This window comes from Pseudomonas arabinosi, from assembly GCF_047758675.1.
Lineage (GTDB): Bacteria > Pseudomonadota > Gammaproteobacteria > Pseudomonadales > Pseudomonadaceae > Aquipseudomonas > Aquipseudomonas arabinosi.
Map to the genome: position 1 here is coordinate 5635280 of NZ_CP180480.1, position 22221 is coordinate 5657500.

The following is a 22221-nucleotide window of genomic DNA, read 5'->3' on the forward strand; positions in this document are numbered from 1 at the left end:
CTTGTACCTCGGCGCGAAAAAAACCCTACATGTAGGGTTTTACGCCAAAAACCAAACACAAACCGGACACCGATTTCAAGCGCTTTTATTGCCTCTTTCCGGTTGAACCAAACGTATTTTTGAAAGACCAAACCGCGCGTGCGGATGGCTACTGTTTTTGAGCCGAAAACGGCGTTAACGGTACGGGTGTTGCAGTCAATTACTGTCACCCAAAAGGATCCCGGTTTCAGGTTCAAGGCCTGGGACCAAAGACTTCGGCATGGAAGCGGCGCCCCAATTGCCCCTTCCTGATCTGTCCCGAAGTTGGTATGCCCGGCCACTCGCCGGTTGTAGTGCTTCAGGACGGAACGGTGGGCACCGTGATGGTGCCCAAACAAACATAGAGAATGTGGAGACAACCCCCCATGCAAACCGACACAACTCGCGAGAACCCGCAGGGCACCTTGCCGCAGGCCGCTGATTCGACTTCGGATCTGTCCGCCACCGCGCCTGGCCAACTGCGCGTGATCAAGCGTAACGGCACTGTCGTTCCTTACACCGATGACAAGATCACCGTCGCCATCACCAAAGCGTTTCTCGCAGTTGAGGGCGGCACCGCTGCCGCTTCGTCGCGAATCCACGACACCGTTGCCCGTCTGACCGAACAAGTCACCGCGACCTTCAAGCGTCGCATGCCCTCGGGCGGCACGATCCACATCGAAGAAATCCAGGACCAGGTCGAACTGGCCCTGATGCGTGCCGGCGAGCAGAAAGTAGCGCGCGACTACGTGATCTACCGTGACGGTCGTTCGAAAGAACGCGCTGCCCACGCACCGGCCGAAGAAGCGGTCAACGCTCACCCGTCGATCCGCATCACCCGCGCCGATGGCACCTTTGCTCCTCTGGACATGGGCCGTCTGAACACCATCGTGACCGAAGCATGCGAAGGCCTTGCAGAAGTCGACGGCGACCTGATCCAGCGCGAAACCCTGAAAAACCTGTACGACGGCGTGGCCCTGACCGACGTCAACACCGCGTTGGTGATGACCGCCCGTACCTTGGTTGAGCGTGAGCCGAACTACTCGTTCGTGACCGCTCGCCTGCTGATGGACACCCTGCGCGCCGAAGGCCTGAACTTCCTGGAAGTCGCCGAGAGCGCGACCCACCACGAAATGGTCGACCTGTACGCCAAGGCCCTGCCTTCGTACATCGCCAAGGGTATCCAATTCGAATTGCTGAACCCGGTCCTGGCCACCTTCGACCTGGAAAAACTCGGCAAGGCGATCAACCACGAGCGCGATCAGCAGTTCACGTACCTGGGCCTGCAAACCCTGTACGACCGTTACTTCATCCACAAGGACGGTATCCGCTTCGAACTGCCGCAAATCTTCTTCATGCGCGTGGCCATGGGCCTGGCAATCGAAGAGAAGAACAAAGAAGACCGTGCGATCGAGTTCTACAACCTGCTGTCGTCCTTCGACTACATGTCGTCGACCCCGACCCTGTTCAACGCCGGTACCCTGCGTCCGCAGCTGTCGAGCTGCTACCTGACCACCGTGCCGGATGACCTGTCGGGCATCTACCACGCGATCCACGACAACGCCATGTTGTCGAAATTCGCGGGCGGCCTGGGCAACGACTGGACCCCGGTTCGTGCACTGGGTTCGTACATCAAGGGCACCAACGGCAAATCCCAGGGCGTTGTACCGTTCCTGAAAGTCGTGAACGACACCGCCGTTGCCGTTAACCAGGGTGGCAAGCGCAAAGGCGCTGTCTGTGCCTACCTGGAAACCTGGCACATGGACATCGAAGAGTTCATCGAGCTGCGCAAGAACACCGGTGATGATCGTCGTCGTACCCACGACATGAACACGGCCAACTGGATCCCTGACCTGTTCATGAAGCGCGTCTTCGATGACGGCAAGTGGACCCTGTTCTCGCCGTCCGAAGTGCCAGACCTGCACGACCTGACCGGCAAGGCCTTCGAAGAGCGTTACGAGTACTACGAAGCCCTGTCCGAGTACCCGGGCAAGATCAAGCTGTTCAAGACCATCCAGGCCAAAGACCTGTGGCGCAAAATGCTGTCCATGCTGTTTGAAACCGGCCACCCATGGCTGACCTTCAAAGACCCGTGCAACCTGCGCAGCCCGCAGCAGCACGTTGGCGTGGTTCACAGCTCGAACCTGTGCACCGAGATCACCTTGAACACCAACAAGGACGAGATCGCCGTTTGCAACCTGGGCTCGATCAACCTGCCGAACCACATCACCAACGGCAAGCTGGACACCGCCAAGCTGGAACGCACCGTGAACACCGCCGTTCGCATGCTCGATAACGTTATCGACATCAACTACTACTCGGTGCCACAAGCGAAGAACTCCAACTTCAAGCACCGTCCGGTCGGCCTGGGCATCATGGGCTTCCAGGACGCTCTGTACCTGCAGCACATTCCTTACGGTTCCGACGCTGCCGTCGAGTTCGCCGACAAGTCGATGGAAGCGGTCAGCTACTACGCGATCCAGGCTTCCTGCGACCTGGCTGACGAGCGCGGCGCCTACGAGACGTTCCAGGGTTCGCTGTGGTCCAAAGGCATCCTGCCGCTGGATTCGCAACAGATCCTGATCGAGCAACGTGGCCAGAAGTACATCGACGTTGACCTGAACGAATCCCTGGACTGGGCACCGGTTCGTGCCCGCGTTCAGAAAGGCATTCGTAACTCCAACATCATGGCCATCGCACCGACCGCGACCATCGCCAACATCACTGGCGTATCGCAGTCGATCGAACCGACCTACCAGAACCTCTACGTGAAATCGAACCTGTCGGGCGAATTCACCGTGATCAACCCGTACCTGGTTCGCGACCTGAAAGCTCGCGGTCTGTGGGACTCGGTCATGATCAACGACCTGAAGTACTACGACGGTTCGGTGCAACAGATCGAGCGCATCCCGCAAGAACTCAAAGAGCTCTACGCGACCGCCTTCGAAGTGGACACCAAGTGGATCGTTGACGCGGCAAGCCGTCGCCAGAAGTGGATCGACCAGGCTCAATCGCTGAACCTGTACATCGCTGGCGCATCGGGCAAGAAGCTGGACGTGACCTACCGCATGGCCTGGTACCGTGGTCTGAAAACCACTTACTACCTCCGTGCCCTGGCCGCGACCAGCACCGAGAAGTCGACCATCAACACCGGCAAGCTGAACGCTGTTTCCAGCGGCGGCAACCACGGTGAAGATTCGGTCCTGGCAGCGCCTGCCGGCCCTGCTCCAGTGCCAAAGGCTTGCGCCATCGACGAGCCGGATTGCGAAGCTTGCCAATAAGCTGAGCCGGTGAGCGCTGAAAGGCGCTTACTCGAAACCCCCGACAGGCCTCTGGTTTGTCGGGGGTTTTCTTTTGCTTCAAGGAAAGTGGCGCCCCGACTGGCCCTATCGCGAGCAAGCTCGCTCCCACAGGGGCGGGGCGGAATGCGATCAACTGTGGGAGCGAGCTTGCTCGCGATGGGGCCCTTTCCGACAACGCAAAATCCCGGCTCCCGACAAAAATCCCAGCCACAAAAAAACCCCTCTTGCGAGGGGTTCTTTATGCAGCGCTATCCAGCATCAGGTCATCTGAATGATGGTCTGCATGATGGTGCTTTGGGTGGAGATGGTCTTGGCGTTCGCCTGGTAGTTGCTCTGCGCCTTGATCAGGTCGACCAGTTCATTGGTCAGGTTGACGTTGGACTCTTCCAGAGAGTTGGAGTGGATCTCACCCAGGGTACCGGTATTCGGCGCATCGTAGCCCGGGATACCCGACGCATAGGTTTCTTTCCATCCGGTGCCACCTACAGGCTGCAAACCTTGTTCGTTGGTGAAACTGGCGAGCGAGATCTGGCCGATGGGCTTGGTCTGGCTGTTGCTGAAGTTGGCGAGCATCACACCGCTGGCGTCAATGGTCAGGTTGGTGATCTGGCCGGTGGCGTAGCCGTTCTGCGAAGGAATCGAACGCGCGGTGTCAGCGTTGTACTGCGTGGTTTTGTCCATGGAGACCGTAACGACGCCGGAGGCAGCGCCGTTGGCTTTCCACGTGCCATTGGTCACGGTACCCGGAATCCAGCCGGTGACCTTCAGGTCAGGGCTGACTATCGGCGTAGGGGTGGCTGGAGTGGTGACGGAAACCAGTTTGCCTGACGAATCGAACGCCATGGTCGACGCGACAGGAGGTGTAACGATAGGATCGCTACCATCCGGGTTGCGACCCTCGATCAGGGTGTAGGTCTTCCAGGTGTTGTCACCCGTCTTGACCATGTATTGATCCATGATGTGCTTGTTACCCTGGGTATCGTAAATCGGGGTACTGAACTGCTTGGTGAAAGACGCTTCCTTGGACGGGTCAAACGGATTGGTCGTCTGGTTGATGATGGGAGCTGTGGAGTTCAGGTTGATCGTCGACGAAACCGTGGAGGTGTTTTTTGGCGCCAGGTTCGACGTATCGATGCGCAGGTCAGTCAAAACACCATTGAGGATCTTGCCATTGGCATCCACGCCATAACCCTGCAGACGCGCAGAGCCATCGCTATTGGTGACGTAACCGTCCTTGTCGACCTTGAACGTACCGGCACGGGTGTAGGACATCGAACCGTTCTCGCTCAGCACGAAGAAGCCGGAACCGTTGATGCCCATGTCCAGCACGTTGCCGGTGTTGTTGACGTCGCCCTGGGTGAACTGCTGGGAAACGTTGGCCAGGCGCACGCCGTTACCGATGGTTTTGCTGCCGGAACCCAGCTTGGTAGCCGAGTAAACGTCTTCGAATTCCGCACGGGACGATTTGAAACCGGTGGTCGCGACGTTGGCGATGTTGTTGCCGGTCACGTCCAGTTGTTTGTTGGCTGCATAGAGACCGCTAAGGCCGATATTGAAAGACATATTCCACTCCTTTGTGCCGTGTTAGTCGGCTCTACATACCAATAGTTTGTACTTTGGACAGGGCGATGCTGCCCGCCCCGGCCAGGTTGAGCATCAACTCACCGCCGGTCTGGCTGATGGTCACGCTGTTGACGGTGGCCGGCAGGTACGTCACCAGCGAAGTCGCCTTGCCGTCGTAAGTCGCCGTAGCGCCGAACGTATAGGTACCCGCCTTGGCCACTTCGCCTGCGTCGTTTTTGCCGTCCCAGATAAAACTGGAAGTACCGGCTTTCTGGCTGCCCAGGTCGATGGAGCGGACAACCTTGCCATCGGCATCGGTGATCTTGATCTTGACCGGGTCTACCGACGCCGGTACGGCCATGGTGCCGGTGAAACTCTTGGAGGTATCGACCACAGCCTTGTCGGCCGGTGCAATAACCGAACGCCCGACCAGCGACGACGCCTGCAACGCCTGGGACGAGTTGTAATTGCTCGCCAGGCCACTGACGGTGTCGTTGAGCGTGGTGATGCCTTCCAGGCTACTGAACTGGGCCAACTGGGCGACGAACTCGCCGTTGTCCTGCGGTTCCAGCGGATTCTGGTTTTTCAGCTGCGTTACCAGCAACTGGAGGAACGCGTCCTTGCCCAGGGCCTTTTTGCCGGTGGCGCTATTCGTCGCCGACGCCAGGCCGTCGGCACTGGTGTTGGTCTTGATCGAGGAGTTGGCCAGGATGTCCTTGAGGCTCAAACCACTGGTGGTATCGGTAACACTCATCTGAGTCGCCCCTTATCACTGACCGAGGGTCAGGACCTTTTGCATCATGGTTTTGGCGGTGTTCATCATTTCGGCGTTGGTCTGGAACGAACGGCTCGCGGAAATCATGTCAGCCATTTCTTCCACCACGTTGACGTTGGGGTAGTAGACGTAGCCCTTGGCGTCGGCCGCCGGATGGTTCGGCTCGTAGCGCGCGTCAAGGTTGCTCTGGTCTTCGACCACGCCCAGCACTTGCACGCCTTGACCGGCCGCATCCTGGTTCTGGAACAGCGATTCGCTGCCGCCGCTCTGGCCGCCCTGGAACATGGTGGCGAACACCGGGTGCCGCGCACGGTAGGTCTGGTCGATGCTCGACGAGACGGTCTCGGCGTTGGCGATGTTACTGGCGACGGTGTTCAAGCGAGTGGTCTGGGCACTCATGCCGCTACCGGCAATGTTGAAAACACTGGCTAGAGACATGACTTACTCTCCACGAAGGGCTGACACCAGCCCTTTGAATTTGCTGTTGAGCAGGGTGAAGCTGGCCTGGAAGTTGACCGCGTTTTCCGCGTACGCTGATTGTTCAAGCTGAGCGTCCACGGTGTTCTGGTCGATCGACGGTTGCATCGGCGTGCGATACAGCAGCGACTCGTCGCCATTGCCCAGGCCTTCGGCTTCGATATGACGGCTGTTGGTCATGTTCAAGGCGAAAGATCCGCTCTTGGTCTTCTCGTTCTGTGCGGCGAGCACTTTCGAGAAGTCCAGATCCCGAGCCTTGTAGTTCGGGGTGTCGGCGTTGGCGATGTTGTTGGCCAGGACTTCGGCACGCTGGGCGCGGAAGCCCAGGGCTTGTTCGTGGATACCGAGCGCTTTATCGAAGCTGATGCTCATGTCGGAAACCTTCGGGTGACCTGATTTTTCGTAACATGGACATAGCAAGCGGCGTGCCAAATCGAAAAAGCCCGGAAACCGGGGCTTTGCGGGCAGTGGCAACGTGGCAATGCCAGAAAAGCGGCAACCGATTTCCGCCGCCTGCCGCTTTTCTGCCGCTTATCACGGTCTGGAGAACACCACCTGACCCTGTGGGAGCGAGCTTGCTCGCGATGGCGGAGTGTCAGACGACGAAGATGTTGACTGACACGACGCGATCGCGAGCAAGCTCGCTCCCACAGGGGATAGGTGGTGGGATTGAGAATTAAGCAGGCAAAAAAAACGGGAGCCCCCCTGAGGACTCCCGTTTTTTGATGACGCCAACGAATCACTTCGCCTGGTAAATGATCCCCGGGCTGCACTGGACCATCTGGTAATGATCCGGCAAACCGTTCAGCGCCTCGGAAGCACCGAGGAACAGATAACCGCCTGGCTTCAACGTGCTGTGAATGCGCAACAGAATGTCCTTCTTCACCTCGGCGGAGAAGTAGATCAACACGTTGCGGCAGAACACGATGTCGAACTTGCCCAGCGCCGCGTAGCTGTCCAGCAGGTTGAACGAGCGAAACTCCACCCGGCTCTTGATCGGTGCCTTGATTGCCCAGCGCCCCGGCCCTTTCGGGTCGAAGTAACGTTGAAGGCGCTCGGGCGACAGGCCACGGCCGATGGCCAGGCTGTCGTACTCGCCGGTCTTGCAGTTGGTCAGCATGGTCCCGGACAGGTCGGTGGCAACGATCTGCACGCCCATCTTCAACTGGCCCATGTTCACGCGCTCGAACTCATCGATCGACATCGACAGCGAATACGGTTCCTGACCCGATGAACAGGCCGCCGACCAGATCCGCAGACGCTGGCCAGGGGCCGCCTTGATCGCTGCCGGCAGCACCTTGTTCTTCAACACTTCAAACGGATAGGTGTCACGAAACCACAGGGTTTCGTTGGTGGTCATGGCATCCACCACCATCTCGCGCAAACCGCTGCGCGGCTGGGTCTGGATGCGCTGGACCAGCTCACCCAGGGACTTGATGCCTTGCTGTTCCATCAGTTTGTTGAGACGGCTCGAGACCAGGTACTGCTTGTTTTCACCGAGCAAAATGCCACAGGCTTTTTCCAGGAAGACCCGGAACTGTTCGAAATCCAAATTACCCGTAGACAAAGATGCCGCCTCTTAAATCGTATTAACCGCCAGGGGCAAAAGGCCCCTAGCTGATGTCTGCTGCTTTGATCCGGTTGACTACCCGGGATGCCAGGTCATCAGGACGGAATTTGGCAAGGAAGTCATCGGCACCGACTTTCTTGACCATCGCCTGATTGAATACACCCGACAACGAAGTATGCAGGATGATGTGAAGCTTTTGCATGCGAGGGTCGTTGCGGATCTCGGCCGTCAGGGTGTACCCGTCCATCTCCGGCATCTCGATGTCGGAAATCATCATCAGGAACTCTTCTTCCGGCTTCTTGCCCTCGTCGACCAGCTTGCGCAGGTAATCCAGCGCTTGCCGACCGTCGTTCAACGCCACCACTTCGACACCGACCGTCTGCAGGCAACGAGTCACCTGCTTGCGCGCCACCGACGAGTCATCGACCGTCAGTACTCGCAAAGAGAGCGCCTTGTGCTGGGTTTCGACATCCACCACGCCAACGGAAATCGCTTCCGGTGTCGGCGCCACTTCTGCCAGCACTTTCTCGACGTCGATGATTTCGACTAACTGATTGTCGACCCGAGTCACAGCCGTCAGGTAATGATCGCGTCCCGTGCCCTTGGGTGGCGGATGAATCTCCTCCCAGTTCATGTTGACGATGCGTTCCACCGACCGCACCAGGAAACCCTGGGTCTTGGTGTTGTACTCCGTGATGATCACGAAGGGATTGCTTTGATCTTTCAGCGCACCGGACCCGGTCGCCATGGCCAGATCTAGAATCGGAATGGTCGCCCCCCGAATACTTGCCACACCGCACACGACAGGACTGGATTTTGGCATCAGCGTCAGTTTGGGGCATTGCAGCACCTCCCGAACCTTGAACACGTTGATCCCATACAGCTGCTGGCCGTCGAGACGGAACAACAACAGCTCAAGGCGATTCTGCCCTACCAGTTGCGTGCGCTGGTTTACCGCATCCATTACACCAGCCATGCACAGACTCCTACACCAACGCTTAAGTGTGTTGCGACGCGCATTCATCACTAAACGGCACGGCGCTTGCTTTTTAACTCTTATGAACACAGAACCGACATTTTTCCGACGCCTGACATCAAACGCCCGCAGATTGCTTTGCGCGATGTCGGCCGTCTGCCTGTTCAACGCTGGCTGCCCTGCCCTTGCTGACACGGTTACCTTGCCTGACATGCTTATCGGCGTCACCCAGGGCTTTCTTGAATTCACCGTAGAAGACTATCTGGCGACCAGTCAAACGGAAGGCCGCTACGAGATCGAGGTCAAGCAGCTCGATCCGCGGCTGCGCATGCCCATGTGCGACAAGGAATTGACAGCGTCCCTGGAGAGCCCGGCCACGCCGCTGGGGCGCGTTACGGTCAAGGTTCGCTGCGAGGGTGCATCACCCTGGACAGTCTTCGTACCCGCTCAAGTGCGCCTGTTTCGCGACATTGTGACCACCACCCGCCCGCTGCGACGCACCGGTATCGTCGAGCCCCAGGATGTGACCCTGCGCGAGCGTGACATCAGCCTGATCAGCCAGGGTTACCTGACTTCCGTCGATCAGGCGATCGGGCAGAAACTTACCCGACCAATGGTCGCCGACCAGGTCATGACCCTGGTGCACATGGAACAGGCAGAAGTCATCAGCAAGGGCGATCAGGTGGTGATTACCGCCCGAAGTGGAACGCTCAGCGTGCGCATGCCGGGTGAAGCGCTGTCCAATGGCGGCTTGCGCGAACAGATCCGGGTGAAAAACCTCAACTCCCAGCGGGTCATCAAGGCGCAAGTCATCGCGCCCGGTCAGGTGGAAGTAGCCATGTAGAACACTGGCGCGCCACTCGACTGTTCCCTAGACTGTGCCCTATGCAGGGCAAGCGCTGACGCGCGCAAGCTCATTGATAATTGGGCCTAAAGTTTTTCCGGGTATGGCCGAAAACATGGCAAGCGTCCAAATACCCAGAGGTTTTTTGTCATGGTCATCGATTTCAGTCGTTTAAACAGTTCCTCGTCACTTACCGGTAGTACACGTACCAGCACCGCGAAGGAAACCGCCGAAGCCGGCAAACCCGCACCGCTGAATACCCCGGCCGAACAGGCCAGTACCGTCAAAAGCGGGGAATCGGTACATCTCAGCAATGAGGCTCAACAGTTGCAGAAGGTCACTGACAAGCTGCGCGATCAGCCTGCCGTCGACAACGCCCGCGTGGCCGAGTTGAAAGCAGCGATTGCCGATGGCAGCTACAAAGTCGACAGCAACCGTGTAGCCAGCAAACTGCTCAACTTCGAAGCCCAGCGCTAGGCCAAGGCCTGCGCCAGGCTTTTGGACGCTTAAAACCCAAGGCCAGCCATGCACGACACTAATTTACTGCAACTGATCACCGACGATTTCGCTCCAGCACAGCACTTGCTGGAGTTACTGCAAACCGAGTCCCTCGCCTTGCACGGTCGCGACATGCCACTGCTCGAAGAGATTCTGGCGCAGAAACAGGCATTGATCATTTTGCTCGATCAGCATGGCCGCAAGCGCAGTGAAATCCTCGCCAGCCTCAACCTGCCGACCGATCGCAACGGCCTGGAGCAACTTGCCAGCCATTCGAGCATTGGCGATCAGTTGTTGGAACAGAGCGATGTATTGACCGATCTTCTGGCTCAGTGCCAGGCGGCCAACGTCAAGAATGGCCAGTCGATCCTGGTGCAACAGGCCGCGACGGCCAATCAGCTGAAAATCCTCAACGGCGGCGAGCCGCCAGCGCTCTATGATGCACGCGGATCTACCTCCATGCTTGCGAAGCCACGCCCGCTCAGTCAGGCTTGAGCCTGCTGAAAAGCGCGCACTATCAAGACGCGTAACATGCTGGCAATATGATGGCCAGCCGTAGTCATATTTTGTCTGGAGATTGATGAACCGTGTTCAATGCCTTAAGCGCGGAAGATGCTCCGCAGCCACCCAAGGTGCTCACCACGCCGTTGGAGATCTCCGGCAACCTGCGCCAGCTGCAAGACAGCCATGATCCGTTGATCATCACGTTCCATGAGCGCAGCCAGCGCTTCCAGAGTTATCTGGTGGACATTGACCGTGACAGCAACATGATTGCCCTGGACGAAATGATTCCCCGCGATGGTGAACGCTTCCTGCTCGCCGGCGAACCGTTCAAGGTCGAAGGCTTTCACGACGGCGTGCGTATTGCTTGGGAAAGCAACGGACCGTTGACCATCGATGAGTCCGGTGGCGGTCGCTGCTACCGTGGTGCCCTGCCTTCCGAGGTGGTTTACCATCAGCGCCGTAATGCATTCCGTGCTGCATTGAAGCTGGCACAACTGGTCAACGTTGATCTGGGTGGTGAAAAACTCAAGTCGCCGATCAGCGGCAAGCTACTGGACATCTCCGCCACCGGCTGCAAGCTGCGCTTCGAAGGTGACATCACGGACAGCCTGCAACTGGGCCAGGTCTATGATCGCTTCATCGCCGCCCTGCCCTTTGGCAACATGACGGCACCCGTCGAGCTGCGTTACCTGCACTTCGAAGAAAGGATCTCCACCACCTTCGCCGGCGTACGCTTTCACAACATGAGCGGGCTGGTGCAGCGGCAGGTCGAGCGGTTCGTCTATCAGCTTCAGCGCGAAGCGCGACGCTTCGACAAAGACGACATGTAATAAGTCGCCTCAATAGAAAACGGGCAGTCCCTTGCGGTGACTGCCCGTTTTTTTATGCGTGGAATTTAAGGCCTGGCCTCGGTAAAACTTTGCTCGCGAGGGGCATCAGGGTCTTCGGGTGGAGGATCGGTTTCGGGCTCTGGTTCGGGTTCCGGGTCCGGCTCGGGGTTGATCGGGCTCTGCATCTGGTCTTGCACCACCTGCTCATCGACACGCGGGTCAAGGCAAGCCACCAACGGCGAACTCGACATGCTGTCCGGCATGGCGACATGATGCAGCGGTGCATCGTCGACCACATGCAGGTTGGTCACCGCTTTCGGGCGAATCCGCCACACCAGCACCAACGCGAAGAAACTGAAGAAGGCATAGAGCATGTGGCTGCCGAACAGTTTCATCAGCACCCCGGCCACCAGCGGCCCGATACTGGCGCCGACACCGTAGGTCACCAGCAGCATGGCTGTCAGGGACACCCGGCGATCACCCTCGACGTGGTCGTTGGAGAATGCCACCGCCAGCGGATACAGACAGAACATCACCAGCGAACAGAAGAACCCGGTGATAAACAAAATCTCCAGCGGTACCTGTTGCATGATTGCCAGCGGTAACGCGGTAAGCGCCAGGACCAGGGCAAAACAGCGGATCAACAGCGCCCGGTCATAACGGTCGGACAGCCAGCCCAACGGCCATTGCACCAGCAAGCCCGCAAAAATGCAGCTACCCATGAACAGACCGACCTGCTCCGTGGACAACCCCTGCTGCGAGGCATACAGCGGTGCCAGGCCGTAGAACGAACCAATGATCAGTCCCGCCCCCAGTACCGTACTCAACGACTGCGGCACACGCTTGATGAAGAACCGCGGCTCCATCGGGGCCGGGTGCAACGGTGCCGGGTGAATCCGCCGGGTCAGGGCCACCGGCACCAGGCACAGTGCGAAGCACAAGGCGACCAGCATCAGCAGTTCAAGGCCCAGGCTCGGGTGCATGACCAGAATCAACTGACCCAGCACCAGCCCCAGGTACGAGGCGATCATGTAGCCACTGAATACCGTCCCGCGCTGCGAGGCTTCGGCCTGCTCATTGAGCCAGCTTTCGATGACCATGTATTGGCACATCATGCCCAGACCGACGATGACCCGCAGGAAGATCCAGGCAGGCAACCAGTCCACCAGGCCATGGCCCAGCACCGCCGCGCCGACAATCCCGGCGCAGGCCGAATAGGCGCGAATATGCCCGACCCGGGCAATCAGCCGGTGGCCGATCTTGCCACCCAGCACCAGGCCGCAATAGTTGGCGGCCATCAACGCACCGACCCACAGGCTGTCGACGTGGTCGGCGGCCAGGCGCAAGGCCAGGTAAGTACTCAAAAGGCCAGAGCCGATCAACATCATCAGCGAGGCAAAATATAGCGCTCGAAAGGGTTTCCAGATTTGGCGCATCGGCGTTCCGAGCGGCTCCTTGCAGTGAGTTTCAGGCTATCGACAAACGATAGCCTGATGTCGACGGGTCGTCAGGCCTGGGCCGCTAAAACACGCCGCTCCCAGGGAGTAATCTCATCAAAGAAGCTGGTCAACTCCATGGTCTTCGAGGCGATGTAGCCTTCGATGAACTCCTTGCCGAACAGTTCCCTCGCCAATTGGCTACGTTTCAGACGCTCAAGAGCAGCATGCAAGGTACACGGCAACGAAAGATTGTCCGGCACTTCGAATTCACCCTGGATCGGCTCGCTCGGCTCCAGTGTGTGTTCAATGCCATACAACCCTGCGGCAAGGCTGGCGGCGATCGCCAGGTAAGGGTTCGCATCAGCCCCCGGCAAACGGTTCTCGACCCGACGAGCGGCAGGCGAACTGGCCGGAATGCGCAATCCGGCCGCGCGATTGTCGTGGGACCAGCAGGCATTATTCGGCGACGCATACGGATGGCACAAGCGCTGATACGAGTTCACGTTCGGAGCGAATAACGCAGTGAAATCCGCCATGCCGGCCTGCTGACCCGCGATGAAATGACGGAAGGTCGCGGTCGGCTCACCAGCCTTGTCGCTGAACACGTTACGCCCGCTGCCGATCTCGATGATGCTCTGGTGAATATGCATCGAACTGCCCGCCGTGTGCGCCAGCGGCTTGGCCATGCAAACCACGGTCAGGCCATGCTTGAGCGCGACTTCTTTAAGCAAATGTTTGAACAGCAGTGTCTGGTCGGCCAGCAGCAGTGGGTCGCCGTGCAGCAGGTTGATCTCGAACTGGCTGACGCCCATCTCGTGCATGAAGGTATCGCGCGGCAAGCCCAGGGCCGCCATGCAGGCGTAGACTTCACTGAAGAACGGCCGCAAACCATTATTGGAACTGATACTGAACGCCGATTGACCGTCCTCGCGACGACCGTCCAGGCCCAGCGGCGGCTGGAACGGTTGAGTCGGGTCGGTGTTGGGCGCAAACACAAAAAATTCCAGCTCGGTCGCCACCACCGGCGCCAGGCCGAGGGCCGCGTAACGCGCGATCACGGCTTTGAGTTGGCCGCGGGTCGACAGAGACGAACTTTCGCCGGTCAGCTCGTCCGCATCGCAAATGGCCAAGGCCCGCGGCTGCTGGCTCCACGGCAAGCGATGGATCTGTGCAGGATCGGGCACCAGCGCCAGGTCGCTATCATCACTGCCGTAAAAGCGCGCCGGCGGATATCCGCCCATGATGCATTGCAGCAGCACTCCCCGCGCCATCTGCAGACGCCGCCCCTCGAGAAAGCCTTCGGCGGTCATTACTTTGCCACGGGGTACGCCATTCAAATCCGGCGTGACACATTCAATCTCATCAATGCCCGTCAATCGCTGTGCGAGTGAGCGATGGCCATCGGTTGTCATGACGCAATCCTTTGTTGTTGTGCGAGCCGCGAACGGCGACCCGTACAAAATAGGCTCCACCTGTTCGGAATATCAAGCAGCGGTCAACAAAAAGAACCGGTCAGGGCAGGTAAAGGCTGAACACGCCGCCGCCCAGCGGGCCGCCATTGCTGATTTCGGTGCGTCCGCCCACGCCATTGCGTTGATGAAGGGCGGCAATCCGCCCGGCAAAGTACAGGCCCAGGCCAGTGCTTCCGCTGCTGTGGTTGATGCCCTGCACGTAATCGGCCTGACGTTCGATCATCTCGGGTGGATAACCCACGCCATCGTCGTTGACGGTCAGCACCAGTTGCCCGGCTACATCGCTGACGCTGATCAACACCGCATGGCGGGCGTAACGAATGGCGTTGTTGACGCTGTTGCCCAGCACCGAAGCAATCAGCTCCCGGTCGAAGAAACCCAGAGGGCTCAGCGGGTCCACTTCATAGGTCGCCATGATGCCGCGACTGGCAAACACGTCCTGGTGGCAGGCCAATTGCGCTTCGATGAAGTCATCCAGTTCATGGTAGGCCGGTTGCAACGGCATCTGGTTGACCCCGAGTTTGTACAACCCCAGCAACTGCACGAGCATGCCATTGAGGTGCGCGAATTCGAATTCGATCACGCCCTGCTCCGGGGTGTGCTGTTGCGGATCCGGCAAGCGCGCCAGCCATTGGCTGTGGGCCTGCATCAGCATCGCCAGGGAGTTCTTCATGTCGTGCACGGTGGAGGCAATCACCGTGGAAAAATCGAGTGCCTGTTCGCTGTTGTTCATTCGCCAAACGCCTTGCTTCGCAACTTCTGATAACGGGGAAAACGCGCATCGGTGTCGGGCATCAGGCCGACCATTTTCAGGCACGTCCGACATTCCTCCAGCTCCGCCGAAGGAACACTGGTGTCGGTGCCGTGCAGCAGCGACTGGGCCATGTTCAGCGCGATACTGATGTTCTTGGGTTGCAGCGCCAGGGCTTTGCGGAACACCTGCCGCGCCTCCGCCAGGTTGCCGGTCTTGTACACCCGCACGCCCTGACGGTTGAGGTCCGCAGCGGCGTTGCCGGAGTTGAGGATGGTCGGATCGTCGGTCAACTTGGCGATGCCCTTCATCACCGTCGGGTCATCGCCGTAGATTTCCGCGCAGTTCTTCAACATCGAGGCACCGGCACTGGCCTGCCCGAGCATCTGCAGTTGCTTGGCCACCAGCAGCGCCGCTTCGGCGCTCATGAACTGCTCCATGCCATCGAGGCGCATCATCGCCTGCTCGGTGAGCTTTTCGGCGGTTTCGGCATCGTTGAGCAACAGGCTGGTGGCTTTCATCAATCGCGCGCGAATCTGCAGACCCGGGTCGGAAGGGTTTTCCTTGGCCACCGCACTCAGCGTCGTGTTGATTTCCAGTCGAGTCCGGGTATCCAGGCCTTTTTCGCTGCCTTTGCTGATCAAGGCGTGGGCCAGGCCAAGGTTGCTCTCCGCATCCTTGAAACGCGATTGCGCACCTTGGGCCACCGCCTGGCGATAGGCCTTTGAGGCTGTTTCAAAATCTTCGTTGGTCATGGCCAACTTGCCCAACAGCGCTTGCCGGCGCACCGCCAGCGGCGACAAGCGGATCGCCTCTTCCAGCACACGCTGGGCCGCCTTGGTGTCGCCTTCGGCGACCAGCACATCGGCCATGCCGTCGTAGAGCGCCGGCATCATCGGGAACACTTTCAGGGCTTTTTCGTAGACGCCTTTGGCCTGAGCGACCTGGCCACGCTTGAACAGCAATTTGCCCAGACCGGCAAACGCCCACGGCAATGGCCGATCGGCAATGATGCCGTCGTAGAGACGCTCCAGCGCCTCGTTCTGATTCAGGTCGCGCAGGGCATCGGCGCGGTAGCGCAGGCACAACGGCGAGTAGCGGATGTCTTGCTTGCACAGGGCGATGCAGGCATTGAGCACTTCAACCGGTTTGCCTCGGTCAAGGGCCTGCAGAATCGGCTTGAGCAAGGTCTTGCGTTGCTCCAGCCGCTCCAGCCGTTGAGCCAGGCCGGAACGGTTGAACGGTTTGGTCAGGTACGCATCGGGTTCATGTTCCAACGCACTGAGCACCATTGCCTGACTGGTCTCGGCGGTCACCATGACGAACACGGCCTCATGGCTGATCAGCTTTTCGATCATCAAGTCTTCAAGCACCTGCTGACCGTTCTTCTTGCCGTCGCCCAGGTGAAAGTCCTGCAGGATGAAATCGTAGGCCTTCTGCGAACACATGCGTAGCGCCTGTTCGCCGGTGTCGGCGGTGTCGACATCCTTGACGCCCAGTTCGCGCAGCATGGACCTGACGGAACTGCGGAAATCCGAGAAATCATCGACGATCAAAAAACGCTTTTGGTGATACGACAGCATCGAAGATTTCCAGGCAATTTAAGAAGAAGACCATGACTGTCCGGGTTATCGGCCAGCAGTGGCGTTCCCTTGAGAAGTCATGCCGTTTAGTACGCGCTAAATATTTGAAGGCGTTATCAAAAAACAGGATTATCCTGACTTATTGAAGCGCACCTATACCCCACTTGAACTCGAAGCGTTTCCCCTCGCCAAAGGCAAGCGTTATGACCACCACTCCCAAGCACTCGGCCCCTGCTCCTGAGCGAAAGGCCCTGAGCCCCAGCACCCTGGACTTTCCGGTGGTGGGCATCGGTGCGTCAGCGGGCGGGCTGCAAGCGATCAAACTGTTCTTTGAAAACATGCCTCAAGACAATGGCATGGCGTTCGTGATCATTCTCCATCTGTCGCCCGACCACCAGAGCATCGCTGACAAGATCATCCAGGAATCGACCAAGATGCCGGTTCTGCAGGTGACCGAAACGGTGGCCATCGAAAAAAACCGGGTGTACGTCATTTCACCGGCGCAACGGCTGACAATGAACGATGGCTTTCTGGAGGTCAGCGCCACAGACCCGAGCGAAGGTCGCCACGCGTCCATCGATCTGTTCTTCCGCGACCTGGCCGATGTGCACCGCGAGCGCGCCTTCTGTCTGGTGTTGTCGGGCACCGGCTCGGACGGCGCGGTTGGCCTGTCACGAATCAAGGAACAAGGTGGCATCACACTGGCCCAGGCACCGGAAGACGCCGAGTTCGATGGCATGCCTTGCGCCGCCATCGAAACCGGCATGGTTGACCTGGTGCTGCCCGTGGTGGAAATGCCGCAAAAGCTTCTGGAGCTTTGGCGCAACTCCAGGGAAATCTGTTTGCCCACCGCCAACGATCCGGAACTGCAAACCATTGCTGCGGTGTCCGAGCGTGAGGCGGCACTTGCAGAACACGTGCTGCGCGACGTGCTCATTCAGTTGCGCACCGGCACCGGCCATGACTTCAAACACTACAAACGCGCCACCGTGTTGCGCCGGATCGAACGCCGGATGCAGGTCACCGGCCAGCCAGACCTGAGTGCCTATTACCACTATCTGCAGAACAATCCCGAAGAAACCAAGGCACTGCTGGGCGACATGCTGATCGGCGTGACCAACTTCTTCCGTGACAGGGAGGCTTTCGAAGCCCTGGAGCGGGATGTCGTGCCGCAACTGGTCAGCGCTGTCGTGTCCGCTCAACCCGAGAAAGAAGAAATCCGCGTCTGGTCCGCGGGTTGCTCCACGGGCGAGGAAGCCTACAGCCTGGCCATGTTGCTCAACGATCAATTGCAACTGGACGCCAGTGCGGCGTCGATGCAGCTGTTCGCCACCGACATCGACGAACGCGCCATCAGCGTCGGCCGGGCCGGCCTGTATCCACAAGCGATCATCACCGATGTGCCACCCTCGCGCCTGCGCCACTATTTCATCAAGGAAGACGATCACTATCGGATCCGCAAGGAAATCCGCGAAAAGGTCTTGTTCGCCAAGCACAGCCTGTTGTCCGACCCGCCCTTCTCGCAGATAGACCTGATTGTTTGCCGCAACCTGCTGATCTATCTGGATCGCGAAGTGCAACGCGAAATCCTCCAGATGTTCCACTTTGCCCTGCGCCCCGGCGGCTTCCTGTTCCTCGGCTCCTCCGAGAGCGCGGACGCGTGCCACGAACTGTTCGCCCCGGTGGATAAACGCAACCGGATCTTCCGCGCCAAAACCGGCACGGCTAGCAGTCGGCGCACACCGACCATGCCGCGTGGAGGCTATGTGCGGACCAACACTTCCCAACAGGTCCCGCAAAGCAGCGCGCCGCGCAAATTGTCATTTGGCGATATCCATCAACGCGCCCTCGAACAGTCCGCACCACCAAGCGTGATCGTCGATGCCAACGCCGACATCCTGCACATGAGCGAGAGTGCCGGGCGTTTCCTGCGTCATGTTGGTGGCGAGTTGTCGCGTAACTTGCTGACGCTGATTCTTCCGGAACTGCGCCTGGAAATCCGCACCACGCTATTCCAGGTCCAGCAGAGTGGCCTGCCGGTCAAGTCCCGTGAAGTGCCGGTCAAGCGTGATAAGCGCAGTTACCTGATTGATCTGGTCGCACATCCTTATAAGGATGAAGAATCGGACGGCGAATACGTCCTGGTGATTTTCGAGGAAGTCGAGGTCGACCCTGCCGAACGAGCAGCCACCACCGTGCTACAGACCGAAAGCCAGGTGCTGTCCAACCTTGAGCGCGAACTGCAACGCACCAAGCTGCACTTGCAGGACACCATCGAACAATCTGAAGTCTCCAGCGAAGAGCTCAAGGCTTCCAACGAAGAAATGCAGGCCATCAACGAAGAACTGCGCTCGGCCACCGAAGAACTGGAGACCAGCAAGGAAGAGCTGCAGTCGATCAACGAAGAGCTGCTGACGGTCAACTACGAGCTGAAAACCAAAGTCGAAGAAACCGACAAGATCAACGACTACCTGACCAACCTGATTGCCTCCACCGACATAGCCACGGTGTTTGTCGACCGCAGCATGCGCATCAAGTGGTTCACCCCGCGCGCCACTGACATCTTCAGCATGTTGCCGGTGGATACCGGGCGCTCCTTGCTCGACATTACCCATCGCCTGCATTACGAGGACCTGGTCGCAGACGCGGCACAGGTGTTCGAATCGCTGAACATGATCGAACGCGAAGTCAGCAGCACCGACAACCGCTGGTACATCGCCCGCCTGCTGCCTTATCGTTCCAGCGAAGACCACATCGACGGCACCGTGCTGACGTTCATCGACATCACTAAACGTCGAGCGGCTGAAGAAGAGCTGCGAATGGGCGAAGAACGCATGCGCCTCGTCGCCGAAAGCACTCGCGACTACGCCATCATCACCCTCGATGAGCAGGGCGTGATCACCACCTGGAACAAAGGCGCCGAATTGATTTTCGGTTACAGCAAGGCCGAGGCCGAGGGCGCCTATTACGACTTCATTTTCTCGCCTGAAGATCGTGCGTCCGGCGTGCCTGAAAACGAACTGCTGGCGGTGCGCACCCATGGCCGCAGTGAAGATGAGCGCTGGCACGTGCGCAAGGACGGCAACCGCTTCTTTTGCAGCGGTGAGGTGACCTTGCTCAGCGGCGACAATCTCAAAGGCTACGTCAAAATCGCCCGGGACCTGACCGGCCATAAACGCCGGCATGAAGAACAGAGCCAACAACTGGCGGAAACGCGCAACACCAATTACCTCAAGGATGAGTTCTTTGCGGTCATGTCCCACGAACTCAAGCATCCATTGAACCTGATCCAGCTCAATGCAGAACTGCTGCGTCGCTTGCCGGTCACCAAGTCGGTGGCGCCGGCCGCCAAGGCCGTCAACACCATCTGCGACGCCGTCAACAGCCAGGCACGGATCATCGATGATCTACTGGATGTTGCGCGGGTCCGTACCGGCAAACTCAAACTGAAACCCATTGCTGTAGATTTGGGCGGTGTGTTGCGCGATATTCATGCCGTCGTGCTCAGCGATCGACACGACGCCACCGTCGAACTGCTCGTGCCTTCAGACGCCTTGATGGTCCATGCCGACCCGACGCGTCTGGAGCAAATTATCTGGAACCTGGTGAATAACGCGCTGAAATTCACGCCCTCCAACGGCCACGTGCAATTGATCGCCAGCCAAGTTGGAAACATGGCGCGACTGGACGTCAAAGACAACGGTACAGGCATCGCTCCCGAGAACCTCGATCACGTGTTCGACCTGTTCGGCCAGGCTGAAAAGCAGCACGTCAGCCACAACCGTGAAGGGCTGGGGATCGGCTTGTCACTGGTCCGCCAGTTGACCGAGGCCCAACGGGGAACGGTCGAGGTGAACTCTGCCGGGGTGGGAACAGGTTGTACCTTCACGGTTTACCTGCCCTTGGCCCACACCAAAGATGAGGCGCAATCCCCGACTCAGGTCGAAGAATCCTCTGGCAGGCTGAGCGGTTTGACGATCCTGCTGGTCGATGACTCCGCCGATGTACTGGAAACCTTGAAAATGCTGCTGGAAATGGAAGACGCGCAAGTGATTGCCTTCGACCGTCCGGTCGCGGCTTTGGATGCCGCAAAAAGCACGCGCTTCGACCTGATCATTTCTGACTTGGGCATGCCGGTCATGAACGGCCACGAGCTGATGAGCGCATTGCGTCAATTGCCGCTGGTCAAGGATGTGCCGGCCATTGCACTGACGGGCTATGGTGCCCATAGCGACATTCAAAAATCACGGCAATCGGGCTTTAACCAGCACATTGGAAAACCGGTGTCCTACGATGATCTGATCGAAACCATTGAGAATCTGCGACGCCCCCAGAGCTGAGACAGGGTCAGCGCAGATAGGCGCGTTGTACGCAGGCTCGTCGATCGATGGCCTGCCTGAGCCGCTCCTTGTGGTCAGCCCAGACCGTGGGGTCGACTTTGGTTGAGCGCATCAGCGCCAGCATGGCTTCCTTGGCAGCCAGGTACTCCGACCAGGCATCGTCGGACCTGAGTTTCAAAGCCTCGCGCTCGGTCATTTCCATCCGCCGCAACGCCATTTCCGGCTCATCGGTAATCACCGGACTCAAGGTCAACTGCACCCGGTGCGGCGCGACGAACTCCAGGGTGTCCGCGACAATCTCCCTCGCCCGCTGAGCGCCCCATTTCAACGCCGCGCAGTAATGCTCACCGGCGTGCCGGTCATGACACTCCTCGCCAACCGCCCAGCCATTGGTGCCGTAGACACCTATAAATACCTGGGTAATCCCCTCATGACTGACCCGTGCCTGCACCTCGATGTGCACGCCATTGCTGAGTACCTCTTCATGCGTATGGAGGGGTAACCGCGTGTTGGTCCATAACCAGAATTTTGCACCTCTTCGCCGCATCGACGTCGCCCCATGAGTGGTGTCTGGAGTAAGGCACAGCAATGACGGACTTTCCATGTAGATCGTCGGGTGATCACGCGTAAAAAAGCCCCGCAGGACAAACAATGTACCGGTAATGTCCGTTCGCACTTTCCTGCGGGCAAAACAAAACCCCTACCTGCATACGCAGATAGGGGTTTCGGAATTTAATCTTGACGATGACCTACTCTCACATGGGGAAACCCCACACTACCATCGGCGATGCATCGTTTCACTGCTGAGTTCGGGATGGGATCAGGTGGTTCCAATGCTCTATGGTCGTCAAGAAATTCGGTAGCCAGGTCGTTTACCTTTCGGTTCACGCTCCAGCGAATGGGTATGCGATAGTTGGGTGTTTTGTGAGTATCTCGAACTTTCGGTTCGTTTCGTCTTCACACACCGCAATCTGGCCTTTCGACGCAAATTGCTTGGGTGTTATATGGTCAAGCCTCACGGGCAATTAGTATTGGTTAGCTCAACGCCTCACAGCGCTTACACACCCAACCTATCAACGTCGTAGTCTTCGACGGCCCTTCAGGGGACTCAAGGTCCCAGTGAGATCTCATCTTGAGGCTAGTTTCCCGCTTAGATGCTTTCAGCGGTTATCTATTCCGAACATAGCTACCCGGCAATGCCACTGGCGTGACAACCGGAACACCAGAGGTTCGTCCACTCCGGTCCTCTCGTACTAGGAGCAGCCCCTCTCAAATCTCA

General features: G+C 58.5%; 17 protein-coding genes and 2 rRNA genes (1 of these 19 running past the window's edge). 6 read left to right on the plus strand and 13 right to left on the minus strand.

Annotated elements, in window-relative coordinates; genetic code table 11:
* The first annotated feature begins 404 nt into the window (after positions 1-404).
* The gene (locus ACMXYJ_RS26210) at positions 405-3299 is read left to right on the plus strand and encodes a ribonucleoside-diphosphate reductase subunit alpha (RefSeq protein WP_282482661.1); all 2895 of its coding nucleotides are present in this window, start codon (positions 405-407) and stop codon (positions 3297-3299) included.
* Between the two features lie 279 nt (positions 3300-3578).
* Here ACMXYJ_RS26210 and flgE read toward each other — a convergent pair whose 3' ends face one another.
* The 6 genes from flgE to ACMXYJ_RS26240 all read right to left on the minus strand — a co-directional run bounded on the left by flgE (position 3579) and on the right by ACMXYJ_RS26240 (position 8681).
* Positions 3579-4883: a flagellar hook protein FlgE gene (gene flgE, locus ACMXYJ_RS26215; RefSeq protein WP_415757505.1), complete on the minus strand. Its 1305-nt coding sequence runs from the start codon at positions 4881-4883 to the stop codon at positions 3579-3581.
* Between the two features lie 31 nt (positions 4884-4914).
* On the minus strand, positions 4915-5637 hold the full coding sequence (gene flgD / locus ACMXYJ_RS26220) for a flagellar hook assembly protein FlgD (RefSeq protein ID WP_415757506.1): 723 nt from the start codon (positions 5635-5637) through the stop codon (positions 4915-4917).
* A gap of 15 nt (positions 5638-5652) precedes the next feature.
* On the minus strand, positions 5653-6096 hold the full coding sequence (gene flgC / locus ACMXYJ_RS26225) for a flagellar basal body rod protein FlgC (protein ID WP_415757507.1): 444 nt from the start codon (positions 6094-6096) through the stop codon (positions 5653-5655).
* 3 nt (positions 6097-6099) lie between these two features.
* Positions 6100-6507, minus strand: coding sequence for a flagellar basal body rod protein FlgB (gene flgB / locus ACMXYJ_RS26230; RefSeq protein WP_415757508.1), 408 nt, complete (start codon positions 6505-6507; stop codon positions 6100-6102).
* A 367-nt stretch (positions 6508-6874) separates the two neighbouring features.
* Entirely contained in the window at positions 6875-7702 is an 828-nt protein-coding gene (gene cheR / locus ACMXYJ_RS26235; RefSeq protein ID WP_074879171.1) for a protein-glutamate O-methyltransferase CheR, read from the minus strand.
* Between the two features lie 46 nt (positions 7703-7748).
* Positions 7749-8681, minus strand: coding sequence for a chemotaxis protein CheV (locus ACMXYJ_RS26240; protein ID WP_074879173.1), 933 nt, complete (start codon positions 8679-8681; stop codon positions 7749-7751).
* A gap of 82 nt (positions 8682-8763) precedes the next feature.
* On the opposite strand from ACMXYJ_RS26240, the gene flgA reads away from it, so the two are divergent.
* The 4 genes from flgA to ACMXYJ_RS26260 all read left to right on the plus strand — a co-directional run bounded on the left by flgA (position 8764) and on the right by ACMXYJ_RS26260 (position 11357).
* On the plus strand, positions 8764-9525 hold the full coding sequence (flgA, locus tag ACMXYJ_RS26245) for a flagellar basal body P-ring formation chaperone FlgA (RefSeq protein ID WP_415757509.1): 762 nt from the start codon (positions 8764-8766) through the stop codon (positions 9523-9525).
* Positions 9526-9675: 150 nt separating this feature from the next.
* Positions 9676-10002, plus strand: a complete 327-nt coding sequence (flgM, locus tag ACMXYJ_RS26250) for a flagellar biosynthesis anti-sigma factor FlgM (protein ID WP_008147951.1) — start codon at positions 9676-9678, stop codon at positions 10000-10002.
* A 48-nt stretch (positions 10003-10050) separates the two neighbouring features.
* Complete coding sequence (locus ACMXYJ_RS26255) at positions 10051-10518, plus strand: flagella synthesis protein FlgN (RefSeq protein ID WP_415757510.1); 468 nt, start codon at positions 10051-10053, stop codon at positions 10516-10518.
* A gap of 92 nt (positions 10519-10610) precedes the next feature.
* On the plus strand, positions 10611-11357 hold the full coding sequence (locus ACMXYJ_RS26260) for a flagellar brake protein (protein WP_415757511.1): 747 nt from the start codon (positions 10611-10613) through the stop codon (positions 11355-11357).
* A gap of 65 nt (positions 11358-11422) precedes the next feature.
* On the opposite strand, the gene ACMXYJ_RS26265 is transcribed toward ACMXYJ_RS26260, so the two are convergent.
* The 4 genes from ACMXYJ_RS26265 to ACMXYJ_RS26280 form a co-directional block, all read right to left on the minus strand.
* Positions 11423-12793, minus strand: coding sequence for an MFS transporter (locus ACMXYJ_RS26265; RefSeq protein ID WP_415757512.1), 1371 nt, complete (start codon positions 12791-12793; stop codon positions 11423-11425).
* A gap of 71 nt (positions 12794-12864) precedes the next feature.
* Positions 12865-14106 carry a glutamine synthetase family protein gene (locus tag ACMXYJ_RS26270; RefSeq protein WP_415760808.1) on the minus strand — a complete coding sequence of 414 codons (1242 nt, stop codon included), beginning with the start codon at positions 14104-14106 and terminating at the stop codon, positions 12865-12867.
* A 202-nt stretch (positions 14107-14308) separates the two neighbouring features.
* Entirely contained in the window at positions 14309-15001 is a 693-nt protein-coding gene (locus ACMXYJ_RS26275; protein WP_415757513.1) for a sensor histidine kinase, read from the minus strand.
* Positions 14998-16602 (minus strand): response regulator, encoded by a 1605-nt coding sequence (locus ACMXYJ_RS26280; protein WP_415757514.1) that lies wholly within the window; start codon positions 16600-16602, stop codon positions 14998-15000. The genes ACMXYJ_RS26275 and ACMXYJ_RS26280 overlap by 4 nt, the downstream gene beginning before the upstream one ends.
* A gap of 203 nt (positions 16603-16805) precedes the next feature.
* Here ACMXYJ_RS26280 and ACMXYJ_RS26285 point away from each other — a divergent pair, with 203 nt between their 5' ends.
* Positions 16806-20942 carry a CheR family methyltransferase gene (locus ACMXYJ_RS26285; RefSeq protein WP_415757515.1) on the plus strand — a complete coding sequence of 1379 codons (4137 nt, stop codon included), beginning with the start codon at positions 16806-16808 and terminating at the stop codon, positions 20940-20942.
* Positions 20943-20949: 7 nt separating this feature from the next.
* Here the strand turns inward: ACMXYJ_RS26285 and ACMXYJ_RS26290 are convergent, their stop codons facing one another.
* From ACMXYJ_RS26290 to ACMXYJ_RS26300, 3 genes are all read right to left on the minus strand, one after another.
* Positions 20950-21489: a hypothetical protein gene (locus tag ACMXYJ_RS26290; RefSeq protein ID WP_415757516.1), complete on the minus strand. Its 540-nt coding sequence runs from the start codon at positions 21487-21489 to the stop codon at positions 20950-20952.
* Positions 21490-21678: 189 nt separating this feature from the next.
* Positions 21679-21794 (minus strand): 5S ribosomal RNA (gene rrf, locus ACMXYJ_RS26295).
* A 152-nt stretch (positions 21795-21946) separates the two neighbouring features.
* A 23S ribosomal RNA gene (locus ACMXYJ_RS26300) occupies positions 21947-22221 on the minus strand; it runs 2617 nt beyond the window's last position.